12 protein-coding genes and 1 pseudogene are annotated in these 16,376 nt (G+C 37.4%); 1 reads left to right on the plus strand and 12 read right to left on the minus strand.

The window, feature by feature from the left end:
- Positions 1-22 precede the first annotated feature (22 nt).
- The 8 genes and pseudogenes from OZ002_RS03350 to OZ002_RS03385 form a co-directional block, all read right to left on the minus strand.
- Positions 23-1,282, minus strand: coding sequence for a sensor histidine kinase (locus OZ002_RS03350; protein ID WP_325082866.1), 1,260 nt, complete (start codon positions 1,280-1,282; stop codon positions 23-25).
- 76 nt (positions 1,283-1,358) lie between these two features.
- Positions 1,359-3,095, minus strand: coding sequence for a hypothetical protein (locus OZ002_RS03355; RefSeq protein ID WP_142652862.1), 1,737 nt, complete (start codon positions 3,093-3,095; stop codon positions 1,359-1,361).
- 13 nt (positions 3,096-3,108) lie between these two features.
- Complete coding sequence (locus OZ002_RS03360; RefSeq protein ID WP_002346018.1) at positions 3,109-4,125, minus strand: DUF916 and DUF3324 domain-containing protein; 1,017 nt, start codon at positions 4,123-4,125, stop codon at positions 3,109-3,111.
- Positions 4,126-4,138: 13 nt separating this feature from the next.
- Positions 4,139-4,849, minus strand: a complete 711-nt coding sequence (locus OZ002_RS03365; RefSeq protein WP_002346019.1) for a WxL domain-containing protein — start codon at positions 4,847-4,849, stop codon at positions 4,139-4,141.
- A 41-nt stretch (positions 4,850-4,890) separates the two neighbouring features.
- Complete coding sequence (locus tag OZ002_RS03370; protein ID WP_002331510.1) at positions 4,891-5,550, minus strand: WxL domain-containing protein; 660 nt, start codon at positions 5,548-5,550, stop codon at positions 4,891-4,893.
- On the minus strand, positions 5,547-5,867 hold the full coding sequence (locus OZ002_RS03375; RefSeq protein WP_142652863.1) for an LPXTG cell wall anchor domain-containing protein: 321 nt from the start codon (positions 5,865-5,867) through the stop codon (positions 5,547-5,549). Before OZ002_RS03375 ends, OZ002_RS03370 begins: the two co-directional genes overlap by 4 nt.
- A 392-nt stretch (positions 5,868-6,259) precedes the next feature.
- Positions 6,260-7,140 (minus strand): annotated as a pseudogene (locus OZ002_RS03380) (LysR family transcriptional regulator).
- A 20-nt stretch (positions 7,141-7,160) separates the two neighbouring features.
- Positions 7,161-7,538 (minus strand): MerR family transcriptional regulator, encoded by a 378-nt coding sequence (locus OZ002_RS03385; protein WP_002331512.1) that lies wholly within the window; start codon positions 7,536-7,538, stop codon positions 7,161-7,163.
- Positions 7,539-7,760: 222 nt separating this feature from the next.
- Between OZ002_RS03385 and OZ002_RS03390 the strand changes: the two genes are divergently transcribed.
- Positions 7,761-8,954 (plus strand): MFS transporter, encoded by a 1,194-nt coding sequence (locus OZ002_RS03390; RefSeq protein WP_114003141.1) that lies wholly within the window; start codon positions 7,761-7,763, stop codon positions 8,952-8,954.
- A 193-nt stretch (positions 8,955-9,147) separates the two neighbouring features.
- Here the strand turns inward: OZ002_RS03390 and OZ002_RS03395 are convergent, their stop codons facing one another.
- The 4 genes from OZ002_RS03395 to OZ002_RS03410 form a co-directional block, all read right to left on the minus strand.
- Positions 9,148-10,320 (minus strand): class C sortase, encoded by a 1,173-nt coding sequence (locus tag OZ002_RS03395; RefSeq protein ID WP_200771578.1) that lies wholly within the window; start codon positions 10,318-10,320, stop codon positions 9,148-9,150.
- Between the two features lie 575 nt (positions 10,321-10,895).
- Entirely contained in the window at positions 10,896-12,326 is a 1,431-nt protein-coding gene (locus OZ002_RS03400) for a SpaH/EbpB family LPXTG-anchored major pilin (RefSeq protein WP_185932191.1), read from the minus strand.
- Positions 12,323-13,825 (minus strand): SpaH/EbpB family LPXTG-anchored major pilin, encoded by a 1,503-nt coding sequence (locus OZ002_RS03405; RefSeq protein ID WP_325082869.1) that lies wholly within the window; start codon positions 13,823-13,825, stop codon positions 12,323-12,325. Before OZ002_RS03405 ends, OZ002_RS03400 begins: the two co-directional genes overlap by 4 nt.
- Positions 13,822-16,149 carry an MBG domain-containing protein gene (locus OZ002_RS03410; RefSeq protein WP_142652867.1) on the minus strand — a complete coding sequence of 776 codons (2,328 nt, stop codon included), beginning with the start codon at positions 16,147-16,149 and terminating at the stop codon, positions 13,822-13,824. Before OZ002_RS03410 ends, OZ002_RS03405 begins: the two co-directional genes overlap by 4 nt.
- Positions 16,150-16,376: the final 227 nt, after the last annotated feature.

Genomic DNA, 16,376 nt, shown 5'->3' on the forward strand with positions numbered 1-16,376 from the left:
CTTATTCCACTTTGTTAGCTATTCATACAGTTTTACTGATTGACTTCTCATAAATCGTCAATTCCAAGACAAACATTTTCGTACGCTTTAAATATTTGATTCCATAGTTGGCATTCAGATATTTATCCGTGATTTTCGAAAAGTTATAAAGACCGAGTCCCCCATTTTTTTTCGTTGAGCTTCCTCTTTTCATCAATTTAGCTAAGCTTGTTGAGGACATATCAGCAGGATTCTCGATTTTGAAATAAAACCGCTCCTTTGTTTGATTGATCGTAATACTGATTGGCTCTTCTTTTCTTGTTTCATCACAATGCTCAATGGCATTATTCAGTGCAATAGATAACAGACGAAGAACATCGATATAATCTGCCTTGATATTATTGATGATATTCAGAACTTGGATATCATAAGAAATGCCAGACTGATTGGCTCTTTCCATAAAATGATAAAAAAGCCCACGTACTGCCGGATCACTGATTCGCTTCAAGGGATTGTGTCTCGCATCATCGATCGCTTCTAAAGAATAATCCTTTAAATGGGTCAATAGTTTAATAGAATTCTCCTGACTGTCATTCATCAAGCTGTATTCCAACGCAGAAATATAATTCAAATAATCATGACGGAAATCATCTAATTTCTCGTAGTATTCTTTTGTCTCCTGATTGTCTTTCAAATAAAGTTCAATCACTTGGAACTTTTTCTTATATATAATAAAGACAATAAAAAAAGCAGTATAAAAAATACTATATAAAAGCGTGATGATCGAAGTAAGGATATAATCCAACGAGTAAAAACTAATACCTAAATGAAAGATGTAAATCAGCACATAAATCACAACAGATAAAATCGTCAAGCCTTTCAGTTTTTTCGTATAGCCACTAAAATAATCGAATATATCATACTTTTGATCTGCTTTTCTGATCAGCAAAAATAAACTAGTTGCTAGTACTAATTCTACTGAAAGATTCAAATAGCTAGTATAAAATCTCAAATACCTTGGAATATCGATTGCTAAGAAAAAGGAAATACCTACCACATTCAATAAAAAATTTTGTAACAGGATCGATAAAAAAATATTTTCTACCAAAAGATATAAAAACCAACACATTGCAGCATAAGCGATTGCAAAGAAAACGAATGTGTATGGAACAAAAAACATATTAGCTATCATTAGCCCCAAATAAAACAAGAGGAATCGCCATTTTGACGCCCCTTTAAACAACAGACTCATCCAAATAAACAAATTTAGATAAGCAATGAGAACAAACATGATTGACTCCATCAACTAACTCCACCCTTTCGCCTCTATCATAACAAAAATAAGAAGGAAAAACAGCCACGTTTCCCCTTCTTATTTTTTATGGTGCTCTCTCGATCGTCCATTCCAACTGTGACTGATATTCACCAGTATAAGCGCCTGGTGAAACAGCTAACCGGAATTGATGGTTCGCATCTTGTTGCAGAGAATAATCCGTAGCATTGTTTTGAACGACTGGCAAATCCACTGCTGAGCTATCATTGATTGACAGCTTTTCTTCCCCATTCAGATAGGTCAATTGCGCAGGCAAATCTCTTGTTCCGTCAGAAAAAGATGTGGTCTGTTTGACTTTAAGCTGCCAATCTTTCGGAATTCCTGTCGTATCTTCTACAACTACCCCAACAGTTGCTTGTGGTGAAGAATAAACAGTGGTACCGGAAATAACCATGTTATTGAATTGGATCTCCGGATTGATCGATTTAAAGCTGACGTTTCCTTGATTCAATATGATTTTAAAACTTTCATGATTAGATAACTGGCCTTCTGCATCTTTGGCATAAACTTCTACTTGATTATCACCAGTGTTAAGATCAGCGAGAGAAATCTCTTGTGAGAAAGGAAGCCATGAGTCTTTTGCTGTATTGCTGACATTGTCTTGCAAGACTCTTTCTTGCCCATTCAGCTTATAAAATAAAGAAACAGCATTACTGTCTTTATCTTTCCATTCCCCATCGATCGTCAATGACTGATCTATTGGAAACACACTGATGGAGGCATTTGCTAAAGAATCAGAGAGTTTGATTTGTGGTGGTACCAATGTTTGGACAAGTGTAATAGCCGCATCGTCTTCCGCGACTTGTCCATTACTATCAGAAATTTTGATATGGACATTATTTGTTCCAATATTCCCTACATTCTTCAAGTCAACTGGGATTTCAAATGTACCATCTTCTTTAAAACTACCATCTGGAATAGGCACTTCTTTACCATCAATCGTCAATACAGGATGGATATCGTCCTTTGCACCAGCCCAAGAACCGGTTAAAGTAGTTTGATAAGAAGAATCGTCTTTTATATCGATTTTTTTGTCTTTAGTAGCTTCGTCAAATGAGATCCCTAAATTTTGGATACTTGGCATAGATGTAGCTAGAAAATGGTCCCAGTCAAAATCTCCACCGCCAATTGTTGGATCATATATGGCTGTATGGAGCGAGAATTGTTTGTTTTTCAGCGCTTCTTCCGTAACTGTTGCTTTATAAGACAAAGTGACTTTACTTCCTTTGGCCACCAACAATTTATATAACGAATAAGTATCGTCATATGGACCATCATCTAGCTCTGTGCTCGATATCGGGACTTGCTTCATTCTTCCATCATATGTCGCTGTATCATTGTATAGGATTTTTGTTGAAAAATTAAAAACTGAGATCACATTAGTTTGCAAATCCTTCGTTGGATCGACGAATTTCCCCGTATCTTCCAAACCACCTAGCTCATATTTGAATTCTGGTTCTCCTTTCAATTGAAGACCTTGTGTTTCATCAGGAAATAAAATAACAACTGATGATTGTTTATATTTATCTGGTAAAACACCATCATCTAACTTCTCTAAAGTTGTTGTAACAGTTACTGTATCTCCAACTGCAGTATAGTTAGGTGAATGGTCCTTGTCATAAGAAATCGATGCTTTGACATATCCATCAAAAATCGTTGCCTCTGGAATCTCTGGGTAATTTGCCTCTGCCGATACTTCAGTACTTTGAAAAATCACGCTGAATGCGCTGATAAAAAGCAAACCTAACACATATAATTTATTTAGTGGCTGATTCAATTTCACTTGAAAGACTCACCTACTTTTTTTGTTTAAGTAATTTGTAACTTAAAAATGCGATGATCAATAATAACAAGATTCCGACTGTGATGATAGCTGGGAGATATGAGATTCCTTTGTCTTCTGTCACTGCTTCTTTGTTGATTTTTTTGGCTTTTTCTGACTGGATCGTAAAATCAGTTGTCAGATGCCATGTTTTATCTGTATTGCCTTCGTTGGCATCGATCGTCACCGTATAATCACCAGCTTCGATCTTCTCCTTATTCAAACTGATTGGAAAGTCAAAGTTCGTATTAGGGGCAATCGACATATTCTCCTTTTTTGTTTCATAAAGAACATCTTTTGACCCTTTTTTCGTGATTTTCGCATCAAAATTAACTTTGCTGATGATTCCAGGTGTTGGATTTTGCACATTAGCAAACACAGTCGTATAGGAATTTTGCAGACCAGCTTTTGCTGAGTTCAGTTTCAAATCGGGCGTGACGGCATCTGTATCGTTTTGCAGTTTCACACCGATCACGTACGCATATTTATTACGGATTGCTGTTCCGTCTACTTTTTCACTCACATTATCTTTTTTACTGATGTGTATTCCACCAAGAATGATTCCTTTGAATCGATCTTTTGGCATTTGAACTTGGAAAGTCACATCTTTGGATTCACCAGCTTGTAATTCAATTTCTTGATTATTAGGAGTGACTAGCTGATTCAATACATATTTAGCAGACGAATCTTTCTTCAAATCTGTTTGTCCGTAGTCAATGACCCCGTTACTGTTTGTGGCAGCATTATTAACATCTACGTTAAAAATCGCTTTTTCTTTTGCTGAGTTAGCTAAATGGATTGAAATCTCTTTTTTTTGATTTGGATCTAATTGCAAATCAAAGTAAGAAACGTTTTTATTTTTTTGAAAGTCGGGAATATTTGCATTGACGCTATACGCTGATTCATTTGAATCAGCGTATGTCGTCAATGGCATCACTACAATACTTAATAAACTAAGAGCAGCAACAAACAATGATTGAAGTTTGTTCATTTTTCTCTCCATACTAAGCAGTTGGGCCTGCTGTGAGTGTCCAAGTGATCGTTGATGTGTATTCTTTTGCTTGCGCAGATCCTGAAGGGACAGATAATTGAACATTTATATTGTTTCCTTCTGTTCCTTTAAAGACATCCAACCATGTTCCTTGACCTTTTAAACTATCGGCTGTCATGACTGTTTTGGCTTCAGTGTTGTCAAAGATCAGATCACTTGTTACAGGTGCTTTACTTGTATTATCAGAAGTTGTTTCTGCTACTCCGTTTTTAAATAATAATTCTGCACCTTTTAACTCTGAACTGTCACTAGCAACAAATTTTGTAGCTGCAGCCGTTAATGTCCATCCGCCTTCTACTCCACGTTTATCAGTGATCTGAACATGTGGCTCTGCATTTTCAGCGTTGTATACTTGGCTAGTCGTTGAGATATCTTTTGTGCCAAATGTGATATTTGAGACATAGTCGATTGACAAAGGACCGTTATCTCCAGTACCGTGGTTATCTGGGTCGTCCGGATCTACTGGGTTCACTGGATTGTCAGGATCATCTGGATCTACCGGGTTTACTGGATCAGAGTTATCTCCTGTAAACGTGATCTTTGCTGTAGAAGTTGCAGAATCTTTGGTTGGCTCTGTTTCATCTGCTTGTACGTTCAATGCGCTTAATAATGAGCTTGATAGCAATACTGTCGCTGCTAATGTGTAGAATACTTGTTTTTTCATCGTTGTTCTTCTCTCCTTATTCGTTCATGATAAATGTTTCATTAAGCTGGTGCGTCTGATAAAGTCCAGACAAGCGTAGCTGTGTAATCACCCACTAAGTTACCTGATGGGACTTTAAGCGAAACATTTGCTGTGTCCATTTCATCTGCCCATGTTCCTAATCCTGTATTCGCAGCCGCTGTCATAATGTTTTGTGCAGCATCATTAACTACTACTTCGCTTGTAGCAGGAGGTGTAGCCTTGTTATCTGCAACACTTTTAGCAGTTCCGCTAGGTAATGTTAGTTCTGCACCACTCAATGTTTTATCTTCTGAAGTAAATCCTGGTTTTTCTGTATCGTAATTTACTTGCAAATGCCAGCCAGCACCAGTTCCTCGTAAATCTGATACTTGTGATTCTGTTAGAGACGCAGGTTTTTCGGCAATATATGTTTCTGTTTTCCCAGAAATCGTTTGAGTACCAAAGTCGATGTTTGAGATATAATCGATACGCAAGTCCCCAGTATTTCCAGTTGGATCATTTGAAGGAGGATTATCGTCAGGATCGATTGGATCGATCGGGCCTACTGGATTATCTGGATCTTGTTTCGTTAGACCGATTTTTGCTGTACTCTTACCACTTAGGTCATCTGCATGTACGGCCACTGTTCCCGCTAAGATTGTTGTGCTGATTAATAATGTAGCTAAAATTGTTTTTTTCATTCTCTACTCCTCTTTCTATTCCAAAATATAAATAATAAAATAACTACTAAAAGAAATACTCCACTCCATGTAATAAATGATTGCTGTTGCTCATTGGTCTTCGGGTATTTCTCTTGTCTGGATTGATCTGCTGATTTATCAGCATCTTGCGAGGATGGTACGGATGGATCAGTTGAACTTGGCGGAACGCTTCCTTCAAAAGTGATACCTACACTACTTTTTTCACTTGCAGCAAACACCACTTGGTTGAAAGCAGAAAGTTGTATCAGGCAACTCAACGTAAAAACCAATATCAAACTTTTTATAAATCTTTTCATGAAAGCTCCTCCCATTTTTCTTTTCGAACACCTCCAAAGTTATAACCTTCATTTCTTTATAATGATTACAATCCAGAACAACGCTTATTATAGCCGATTCCGTTCTATCCTTTTTTTATTTGTAAGCGCTTATTTAATAAGTTGTGTAAATTTTTTGATTTTTTGATTCAAAATGAAAAATAAAAAAAGGAGTGTGACAATAGTTATGTCACTCTCCTTTTTTCAAATAAACGATGTTCTAAAGCTTGTATTTGAGGTAATAAGTCAAAATTACATAAAATATTTGAAAAGCTATTTTCGTACATCTCATCTTATTTTCTGAAACTGACCACTTTTGTCACAACCTTTTTTATCAATTAATATTATTGAGTTTCCTTGATTAGAAATGGTTATTACTGTTCAAAAGCTTCTTTGAAACGGTGGATCAATTCATTGACTACAGGTGACAAGATCCGATTCTTTTTCCAGACTAGCATGCAGTTCGTTTCAATCAGCGGGTCAAGCGGAACAAATCTCACTTCCTTTGAATGATGACTTACAGCCCCTTCTATGACTAAAGCAACTCCTACCTGATTCTCAATTAGCGAGAACACATTGAAAATCAAATTGTACGTTCCTGTGATCAACAGCTGTTCTTTTTTTATACCTAACCAGTCTGCAAATATTCTTTGTATTTCTGGACGCTTGGAAATCAAAAGAGAGACATTGGAAAAGTCTTCTTTTTTTATTGCATCTTTTTGTGCTAAATCAGAAGCTTTTGAAATGAGTAATCCCATTTTTCCTTTCTTGGCAGCAAAATCGTTTCATATTTTTCTGTATCTACTGGATCTAGCAAAATCGCTAAATCTAACAGACCTTTTTCTAGCCGTTCCGTGATGTCATCACTTGTTCCGCTATGTATATGAAATTGAACGCTGGGATAATCTCGGATCAACTCTTCTAGTAATAATGCCAATGTGTCTGAATTATCAGCTTCCACACAGCCGATCGTAAATCGTCCGCTGAATAATTGTTTCTTTCTGTTCTCGAATTCTTGAGTCGTTTGATTCGTCAAATCTAAGATTTCTTCTGCTCGGCTTTTTAGAAAATAACCTGTATCTGTCAAGATCATTTTACGATTTTCACGTACAAACAGTTCTATTCCTAGCTCCGCTTCTAGTTCCTTTAATTGTCGGCTTAAGGTGGGTTGTGTAAGATGCAAAACTTCTGCAGCTCGGGAAATCGTTCCTTCTTCTGCAATTGTCCAAAAATATTTTAGCAAGCGTAACTCCATAACGATGCTCCTTGATTTTTTTACTTGATACATTCCATTTTATTTCTAGATAAAACATGATCATATTTCTTGATTTTACCTTGCAAACGTTCTAAACATTCTTGCATTTCAGCAATTTTTTTCGTCAAAAGTTCACTTTCTTCAATCAAAAGCTTACGTCGTTCAGATACAGTTGCTTCTCCTTCGCTAGATAGACGAATATATTCGATCAAAGACTCAATCGATAATCCAGCGTTTCGCATACAAATCGTAAAATCGACCCATTTCAGGTCTTCTTTTGTATAATCACGAATCCCGCCTTTTGTCCGATTAACTGGCGGAATCAGCCCGATTCGTTCATAATAGCGCAATGTATCGGCCGAAATTCCCTTTTCTTCACTGACTTGTTTGATATTCATTTGATCACTCTTTCTTTTATTATCTTACCACTTCTCTTATGTATCTTATTATTCTACAACTTTAAGTGTACTCTAAGTCAATAACTATTTCTATTAAAACTGAGCTAGATCATCTATATCAGTCGGATCTACTCTATTTGGAATAAAAAAGACTTGTTTTTTTATTCTTTTTTGGATATACTTTTAACAATTTAGGAAAATTTTAGGAAAAGGGGTATAAAAATGACAAAGTATCAGCGAAAGGTATTATTATCGACATCGGCGGGAATTGCATTAGAGAATATGGACATTATGTTTTTAGCTTTTTCATTATCTTCAATGATTGCTTCTTTTCATATTAGTGGTACGCAAGCGGGGTTCATTTCAACGATCACTAATTTGGGGATGCTCATTGGAGGTATTTTTTTTGGCATCATAGCTGACAAATATGGTCGCGTGAAAGTATTTTCTCAAACGGTCCTTCTGTTTTCGATTGCTTCTTTATTGATGTATTTTGCTTCAAATATCTACTTAGTTTATCTCTTTCGCTTTATCGCAGGTGTAGGAGCAGGAGGAGAATATGGTGCATGCATGTCCTTGATTTCCGAAAGTTTTTCCAAAAAACAAATTGGCCGAGCTTCGTCGGTTGCTGGTATTGGTGCACAGGTTGGTGCGGCTTTGGCTGCGATTTTAGCTGCTTTGATCATTCCAGCGTTTGGTTGGAAAATGCTATATGTCGTAGGTGTACTTCCGGTACTAATGGTATTGTTCATTCGTCGCGGTTTGACTGAACCAAATGAATTCAAATCTATACAATCCGCCAAAAAGAAAACCAAACTTAGCCGACTATTTGAAACAAAACATCTTGCTTGGCAAACTTGTGGCCTTAGTATCATGGTGACTGTCCAAATTGCCGGTTATTTCGGGTTGATGAACTGGCTCCCTTCGATTATGCAAGATCGATTAGGACTTTCAGTTTCTGGTTCTTCATTGTGGATGGTAAGTACTATTTTAGGAATGTCTTTGGGGATGATGACTTTTGGCATGATCATGGATAAGATGGGGCCTAAACTAGCCTTTTCTTTATTTTTGATTTGTTCTTCTTTATCTGTCTATCTACTTGTATTAGCTCATAGCCAGTGGAGTTTGGTAGCCGCAGCTGTGATAGTCGGCTACTTTATCAATGGCATGTATGGTGGATATGGCGCAGTAATCAGCAGTTTGTATCCAACGGAAATCCGTGCGACGGCGAATAATTTCATTATGAATCTTGGACGAGCTGTTGGTGGTTTTTCTTCTATCGTCATCGGTTTCTTGATGGATCATTATAGTTTAACTGCCGTGATCTTGTTTTTGAGTGGTATTTACCTAGTCAGTCTGCTAGTTCTGACAACTATTACTGGTATTACAGAATTAAGAGAAAGCCTGCAGCATTAAAATTCGATGATATAAAGAACCAAAAGAGAGACTGATTAAAAAGTTATACTATAATAATAAAAATCTTCTGAAACATAAAAAATAGAAACTGGCGTTCCAGATAGTAAACCAAAAATAGCAGTTTACACGTCCATTTCGTCAGCTTCTCTTTTTTTATTTAGTCGGTTTCCTCTGCTCTTTTAGACGTCTTCAGTCATCCTTTCTCAAACAAATAGTACACCTCTTTTTCTTTTCGCAGTTTGTATCTTCCTTTTTTCAATTTTATTGAAAACTGTTTCGAATGTTTATGCTTTACATGGATTTTAAGTAGGATCTCCTCATGTTGCAAGCGATAGTTCCCGCCCTTTAAATCGGAAAACATGACTAATCCATATTCATCAGAAGCTTTCACGAATGGAACTTTTTCTCTAGTAATATAGTGTTTGCCGTTGAGTGTTTTTACAGAAAAGACCATTCCTTCGATTGGTCGTCCGTTTTTGTTCTTTACATAAAAAGATAAAGGATAGTTTCGCTTAGCGATGGCCAAAGAATCTAAATAAGCTATGATTAACCAAATTAAGCCGATCGATCCAAGTAGTATGCCAATAGTTAATGAAAAAAATTTCCATTTTTTCCATTGATCAATTCCTTGGATTGCTTTTTTTGCCTCTTTTGCATGATAAGGAATACGATGACCAGTCACAAGCAGTCGATGTGTATTGACCATGTAAGGAGTGCAGGTAAGCAAAGTCACGAGATCCCTACCTTTTTGGATACCCAAAGAATCTACTTCATCAGGTAAGACTACTTGGATTTTTTCTACTTGATATGCCAATGTCTTTCCATTGATCTGGATGAAAAATTGGTCTTCTTTCTTCAATTTAGGCAGATCTGTAAATAATTTTGCTTCTGGAAGACCACGATGCCCAGAAAGAACGGCATGGGTGCTTTTCCCGCCAGTCGGATAAGAGCTTCCTTCCAATAATGACGTTCCTTTTTGCAAAAATATCTCCGTTGTCTGATCAAATATGGGTAAACTGACATTGATTTTTGGGATTTCGATGACTCCAAGCATGTGTGCCATAAAAAAGGCATTACTAGGTAAATCTTTTAATACTTTTGCATCAACTGTCTGGTTGAAACTGGCTATCCCCAGTGATACATTTTTTTCTGCCAGCTGCTGGTTTTTCTTTGTCATTTTTTCTTGCTGTTTTTTTATTTCTGCTGAATTCTTTTTCGATGCTTGCTTTTGATAATGGATGATCATCTGCTGGGCAAGAAAATCATTCAGTGAATCTTCTACAAAAGGATAGGAAAAGATCCCGATCCCAACGACTAAAATGATTGCCATGAAGATGTCCAGTATTCTTATTCTGCTTTTTTTCATCATGTCCACCTGTTTTCTAATATGTATATGAAGAGGTTGTGAAATCAGCGTCTTGACCTGAGTATTAGAGAAGCAAACGGAAAAATAGTTCCTCATATTTTACTGTTTGTTGAGCTAATACCGAGGGTCAGCTGATTGAACACCGTTTAAGAAAGAGGTCGTGAGCCTGCCGTTCAGCTCTGAGTCACAAGGAACAATTTCAAAAAACAGCTTCTCATGTTTGATGAATATTATAACTTGTGACCGAGGAGTTGGTAGGAGAACACCATTTATGTGAGGTTGTGAAATCAGCGTCTTGACCTGAGTATTAGAGAAACAAACGGAAAAATAGTTCCTCATATTTTGCTATTTTTTAGAAGGAAAAGCTGTGACAAAAGTCTTATCACAGTCCCTTCTTCCGAATAGACGGTGTTCAAGAGACAGCCTATCGGCAATAAGGCACGATTTTGTAAAATATGAGGAGCTATTTTTCAAAATCGTGCCTTATTGCCGATAGGCTGAACATCTCTTTCACAACCTTTCTCCCCATCTGATTCACTGTCGTTTATTATCGTATGATTTTTGTTTCCAATAGTTTAAGCTTCTGTTTCTTGATGGCGTTTTTTGAAGTAGATCACTGCTCCTCCAACTAAAGCAGTACCTACCAAGATGAATACGATGATCCCCATACCACCAGTTGAAGGCAAGATTCCTTTAGGCTGGTTATCAATCGTTGTTTCATCAGAAGTTGTTGGATCATCATCTACTGTAAATTCAGTGTACGCTGCTTCATTCTTAGGTAACGCATAGCCTTTTGGTGCTTTTATTTCTTGTAGGCAGTACGTTCCTTGTTTCAGTCCTTCGATTGAAAGTTTCCCTTCTGAATCAGAAATCAATTTCACTTCTTCCCAGTCAGAACCTGAGACTTCACTTGACCAAGCATATTGGTATTCTCCTGAGACAAGGTTTGCTATTTTCTTCATCAATTTAACGGTTGGATCTTTTGCTCTTAGAATAGAAAATTCTGCCCCTCCTAATTTTTCTTGTGTGTTCACGTCTTGTTTGATGAAGTGGAAATCACCGTATTTTTGGACGTTTTCTACAGTAATCGTGTTATCTGTAGTTGTATTTTCCCGATTGACTACACCGGTTGGATTCCCAAGATTTGCTTGATCTGCCCCATGGATGATTCCGGTTGTTTGTTGCAATTTTCCGTTTTTTACTATAAAAGTAGTTTCTTTTTGTGGATCGGTTAATTGATAACCATCTGGTGCTTTTGTTTCAACTAAAGTATAATTGCCGTCTATTAATCCATTGACACTGATGGATCCTTCAGTATCAGTTGTGAATGTCAACGCTGACTCAGCAGGATCATAGAGAGCAACACCAGTGTTTTCATCAAAACCGGTCACGAATTGATTCTCTGAATTTTTGATCTGGAATTGCGCCCCTGCTAACTTATCTACCCCAGAAAAGTTCCCAGCTTTCTGGATTTTGATATTGCTTTCTTTGATGACATTTTTAGCATATAGATGAATCGTGTCTAAAGGTTTGTCAGGGTCTGATGAATTCGGATTATAAAAGGGTAAGCTTAACACGATATTTGGCGACGTTTCGACACCAGGCTTTGGTGTTTCTACAAAGACGTATACAGCATCTTTCCCATCAGATTTACCTGGAAGAGTCAGGTTAGCTAATCCTTCACCAGAAGTCGTTACACTTGCGAAGGGTGTAGCGTCTGCTGGAACTGCTGTGTCTTTACTTGGATAGTACGTAGCAGTGATGTCATATACATTGAATTCAACGCCGTTCAACGGTTCGCTATTTGGAAATGTCAATTCCGTTCCGTTGCTTATTTGATTTTCTGGTGCTGAAGTGAATTTCAATTTATGCAAATTAACCGTAACATTTTCTGGTGTAGGTGATACAGCTGCAGAAACATCTGCAGTTCCTAGGCCGAGAACGAAAGGAAGCAGCATGATAGCAGTTCCTAAAAACGTCCATATTTTTGTTTTGATGTTTTTCATTTTATTTCCCTCCTATTGTTTCCTTTTTGTTGTTTTTTATAAAACCAAGCTGTCCCTGTTGAAAGGACTAGCAACAACCCTAAAATTGAGAAACCTCCAAGCATCTCTTCGCTTGTTTTTGGAAAGCTTCTTCCACTTTTTTCATTTGATGGACCATTTGTCTGCATCTGAACTGGCGTTTTTCCATTATTCGTCGGATTTGCTTTTGGTTCGTTGATGATTTCCAATGGTATAGAATGAAGCGGATCATAACTGCCTTTTCCAACTTCAAAGAGAATGGTTGATTGACTCAATATATATCCTTTAGGCGGCTTGATCTCCACTAGTTCGTAACTTCCAAAAGACAAACCATGGACAGAAAATGTTCCATCTTTACTGGAAGTAAAAATCGTTGCTCTTGAATCATCTTTGGCTACCCAATGATTTATCCCGTTTTCTTGCGCTAAGTATTGGTCATTTTTTTTGACTAGAAATTGAGCATCTGCTAGTCTTTGTTTCGTTTGCCGATCCACTTTGACAAATTGTTTGCCTCCTGTTTGGATGGCAAGATGTGTTTCTACTGTTTGATTGTCAGTCGTCAAACGTACATCGTTATCAAATGTCGTTTTTTCACTGTTTTCTTTTAATGTCATTTGGTAACGAATCGTTAATTTTTCCCCAGCAAACGAACTGAGATCTTTTCCAGAATCTGATAAGACAAAACCATGTTTTGTTTTTTGTGTATGAAATGTATGAATCTTGTCTCCACCAATCAAAAAATCGATCGTTTCTGGTTCTAGCCATAACTGAGGATCAGCTGTATCTTTGATCGTATAGGTTCCTATCTCGTTGATGTTCTCAGGAATTGTTACGGTGATGAGATAAGGGACTTTATCCCCATCTGCAAAATCTGTCTGCTTATTCTCTACTGTTTTTGTTAATGTGAGTGCAGCAGGTATTTTTTGTTCGCTCTTTGGATACAAGTGGATGGTCGTCAATTTATGATTAGATGAATCTGTCACAGGAAGCACAACGACAAATGGTGCTGATTTTTCTTTTACTTGATCTGAAGTCTTTATTTCCGCAAATCGGTAAACAGCGTCACGACCTTGCTCATCTTTGTCCGATGCACTAAAAGAAGCAATACCCTCTTCCTCGTCTACTGTTTTTGTCACATTTTCTGCCAGTATTTTTTCACTATCACTTTTTTGTGCTAGTTTTCTTTGTGCGTCTTCCACACTACTTCCTTCTGACCGCAGCTTGTAAAATTCATCCGAGACATCATATATAGCGAAAGTAACGCCGTTCAACCCTTTTACTCCTTGAAAGTTATCTGGGATATTTATTCCGTCGTTTTGACTGATACTTGGCATCTTATTGCTTTCGAACATTCGATTATGCAAAGTAAATGTAATAGGTGATTCTCTAGCTGACACAGTCGGAGAACTTATAAAAAAGACCAGTAGGATAAAAAAGAGAACAGCAAATATATCCACACGTACATTTTTTGTTTTTTTCATCGCTGTTCACCTGCTTTTTTCTTACGATGGATAAAATAAAAGAAGCCAGAAAAAATAAAGATCATTCCTAAAAAGACAAAGGGCAGTAGACCTATCCCGCCTGTCGAAGGAAGCAAGAGAGTCGGATTGATCGTCAGCTTAGCAGTATCTGTTGCGGTAATCGTATAATTATTGTTTACAGTTTCTTCGCCTAAACTAATCGTTACTATTTGTGATCCAATATCTGTCCGGCTGTTAACTGTTAGGGTATAATCCAATGATTCGCCTAAGACAACACCGGTAACGTGGACATTTCCAACCGGAATCGAGTGACTTTGGGCATCATAATTAAAGGCAGCGTCATCGACAGTAATCACTGCGTTAGCTTTATAGATGGTATAAGTTCCTGATGTGTTGGCTATATCAGTAAATGACAACTTGGGATTTGCTGCTTTGACTTTGTCTATTCCGCTATTCGTTAGTTTAATTGTATAGCTGCCAGCATTAACCATATTTTTTGCTGATTGTGCATCTACTGTGTAATCCATACTGCTAAGTGCCACTTGTAGTGGAGTAAGCGAACTAGTGACACCCTCTGCTAGCTTGACATGGATTGACGGGACACCTGCTTTTCCATCATATGTCTTACTGTCACCGAGCTCTACCGCACCGCTGATTTGCTTAATCGTATAGACATCAGATGTCTGCACGATAGTAAATAAATAGTTTGTTCTGGCAGCTAGTTTAGCTAGTCCGCTTTTTGTCAATTGCCAAGACGTATAGGTTCCAATTTCAGTAGGCTCAGTTACTTCAACTCCCTTTTCATTCATCGCTTTGAAATCAGTTGGATTCCATGTGATTTGATCAATACTGAGATCATTGTTTAAAAGGGATGTTGATTCTGTTTTATCATTAAATGTATATTTAACGACCGGTACAACAGAAAGACCATCATAGTACTTACTGCCATTTGCATTGATTGATACTGTTGCATTTGTCTTATAATATAGGATGACTTCAGAAATCTGTTTTCCATTTGCGTCCTTTACGATTACATTTCCATTTGTATCTAAACTAGCTGAAACACTCATTGCTGATTGGTTCTTTGTTTCTGTCGCTGAAACAGCTGTAAAGGTATATCCGTTGATAGTAGGCGCATTAGTCGTCAGGTCTTGTGCGGCACTTCCGTAAGTAATATTCATCATTTTAAGAGGAGCAATCGTCTGTCCAAAATAGTCTTGGTACTTAATAGTGATTGGTGCTTGTTTACCTGTATAGGTCACCGTATTGACGTTACTTGCTAGAGCTGTGAGAGAACCGTTTGTTTGTGTAAAAGAATAGCCCGTTACTGCTGTTGGAGTGATAACCACTTTGTCACCCACATGGATTCCAGATAATGTAGTCCCGTACGTTCCGATTTTTGCTGCTCCACCATTGACTGTATAAGAAAAAGTTCCTGTCCGATTCGCATTGACCTGAACCGTCGCTGCTTGATAGGTTGGGAAAACTGAAACATTTCCCTTACCATCAACGATCTGCCCATTTTTGATCGAGTATCCTGTGAATGGAATATCATTTGCTAACTGTATACCGATTGAAAAAGTACTCATACCTCCTCCGGCAGGAAGCCCTCCCCATGTTGAGGGTGTAAAAGAATAACTTTTATCCGCATTGGGTGTAACTGAATCGATCGTATTTCCAGCGGTAGCCACCCCCATATAGATACTTTTTGGGAATGTGATAGTAGTACCATTTACTGTGGAGCCAATAAACAGATTATGGATATCTGGACGGTTATCAATAAAAGCGATTGCTTTGGTTACGCCTTGTAACGCAGTTTTATCCGCACTCATCGATCCGTTAACCGCAACAATGACTCCATCTTTGGCATATATCACTGTATATCCATCTGGTATGGTATGTCCGTTGAAATTCGCAGTGGCCGCAACAGTACTAAATGTCTGGCTTCTACCTGTTTCTGAATAAGCTTTCTCCCCTGCTGCTTTTGCTGCTGTGATTTCTTTTTCTGTCGGATCAATCAGTTGAGTCGAGGATGTGGTTGAGGTTGTCTCGTTGTTGCTAGACTGATTGGTGCTTTCTATGGACTGTATTTCAGAATAGGGTGGACTATTTGTCTCCTCTGTCGTTTGGTTAGCAAAATTTGACGTTTCTGTATAAACGTTTACATAAATACTTGATAAGCTCCCTAAGAAAGTAAAAATCAAGATGATCGAAATCATAATGGGATGTAAGTATTTTCTTTTAGATACAGCTTTGAGTCTAGAAACAAAATGTTTTTGACATATACGTTGGATTTTATTTTGAGTTTTCTTAATCATTTTCATCCCTCCTCTCAATAAAAAATCATCAAATAATCCTTTACACGTTATTCTAAATTTAATTTTTATTATTTTATTGATGTATAGAAAGTTTGGGGCTTTTTTTAGTCAAGTCCATAATCCTGTGTAAAATACTATACAATGTTTTACCGGTCTCTCATTGATCAAACTTAATATATTTTCTTGTAGAACTGAGCCATTCGTCATGAAGGTCCATAAGGACAGCTCCAATT

The organism is Enterococcus sp. E4-150 (assembly GCF_035726465.1).
GTDB lineage: Bacteria > Bacillota > Bacilli > Lactobacillales > Enterococcaceae > Enterococcus_B > Enterococcus_B faecium.

Bases quoted from the DNA above. Each gene is read 5' to 3' on its own strand.
- OZ002_RS03350 (WP_325082866.1), bottom strand. From the start codon at position 1,282: ATGGAGTCAATCATGTTTGTTCTCATTGCTTATCTAAATTTGTTTATT.
- OZ002_RS03360 (WP_002346018.1), bottom strand. From the start codon at position 4,125: ATGAACAAACTTCAATCATTGTTTGTTGCTGCTCTTAGTTTATTAAGT.
- OZ002_RS03365 (WP_002346019.1), bottom strand. From the start codon at position 4,849: ATGAAAAAACAAGTATTCTACACATTAGCAGCGACAGTATTGCTATCA.
- OZ002_RS03370 (WP_002331510.1), bottom strand. From the start codon at position 5,550: ATGAAAAAAACAATTTTAGCTACATTATTAATCAGCACAACAATCTTA.
- OZ002_RS03375 (WP_142652863.1), bottom strand. From the start codon at position 5,867: ATGAAAAGATTTATAAAAAGTTTGATATTGGTTTTTACGTTGAGTTGC.
- OZ002_RS03385 (WP_002331512.1), bottom strand. From the start codon at position 7,538: ATGAATATCAAACAAGTCAGTGAAGAAAAGGGAATTTCGGCCGATACA.
- OZ002_RS03390 (WP_114003141.1), top strand. From the start codon at position 7,761: ATGACAAAGTATCAGCGAAAGGTATTATTATCGACATCGGCGGGAATT.
- OZ002_RS03395 (WP_200771578.1), bottom strand. From the start codon at position 10,320: ATGAAAAAAAGCAGAATAAGAATACTGGACATCTTCATGGCAATCATT.
- OZ002_RS03400 (WP_185932191.1), bottom strand. From the start codon at position 12,326: ATGAAAAACATCAAAACAAAAATATGGACGTTTTTAGGAACTGCTATC.
- OZ002_RS03405 (WP_325082869.1), bottom strand. From the start codon at position 13,825: ATGAAAAAAACAAAAAATGTACGTGTGGATATATTTGCTGTTCTCTTT.
- OZ002_RS03410 (WP_142652867.1), bottom strand. From the start codon at position 16,149: ATGAAAATGATTAAGAAAACTCAAAATAAAATCCAACGTATATGTCAA.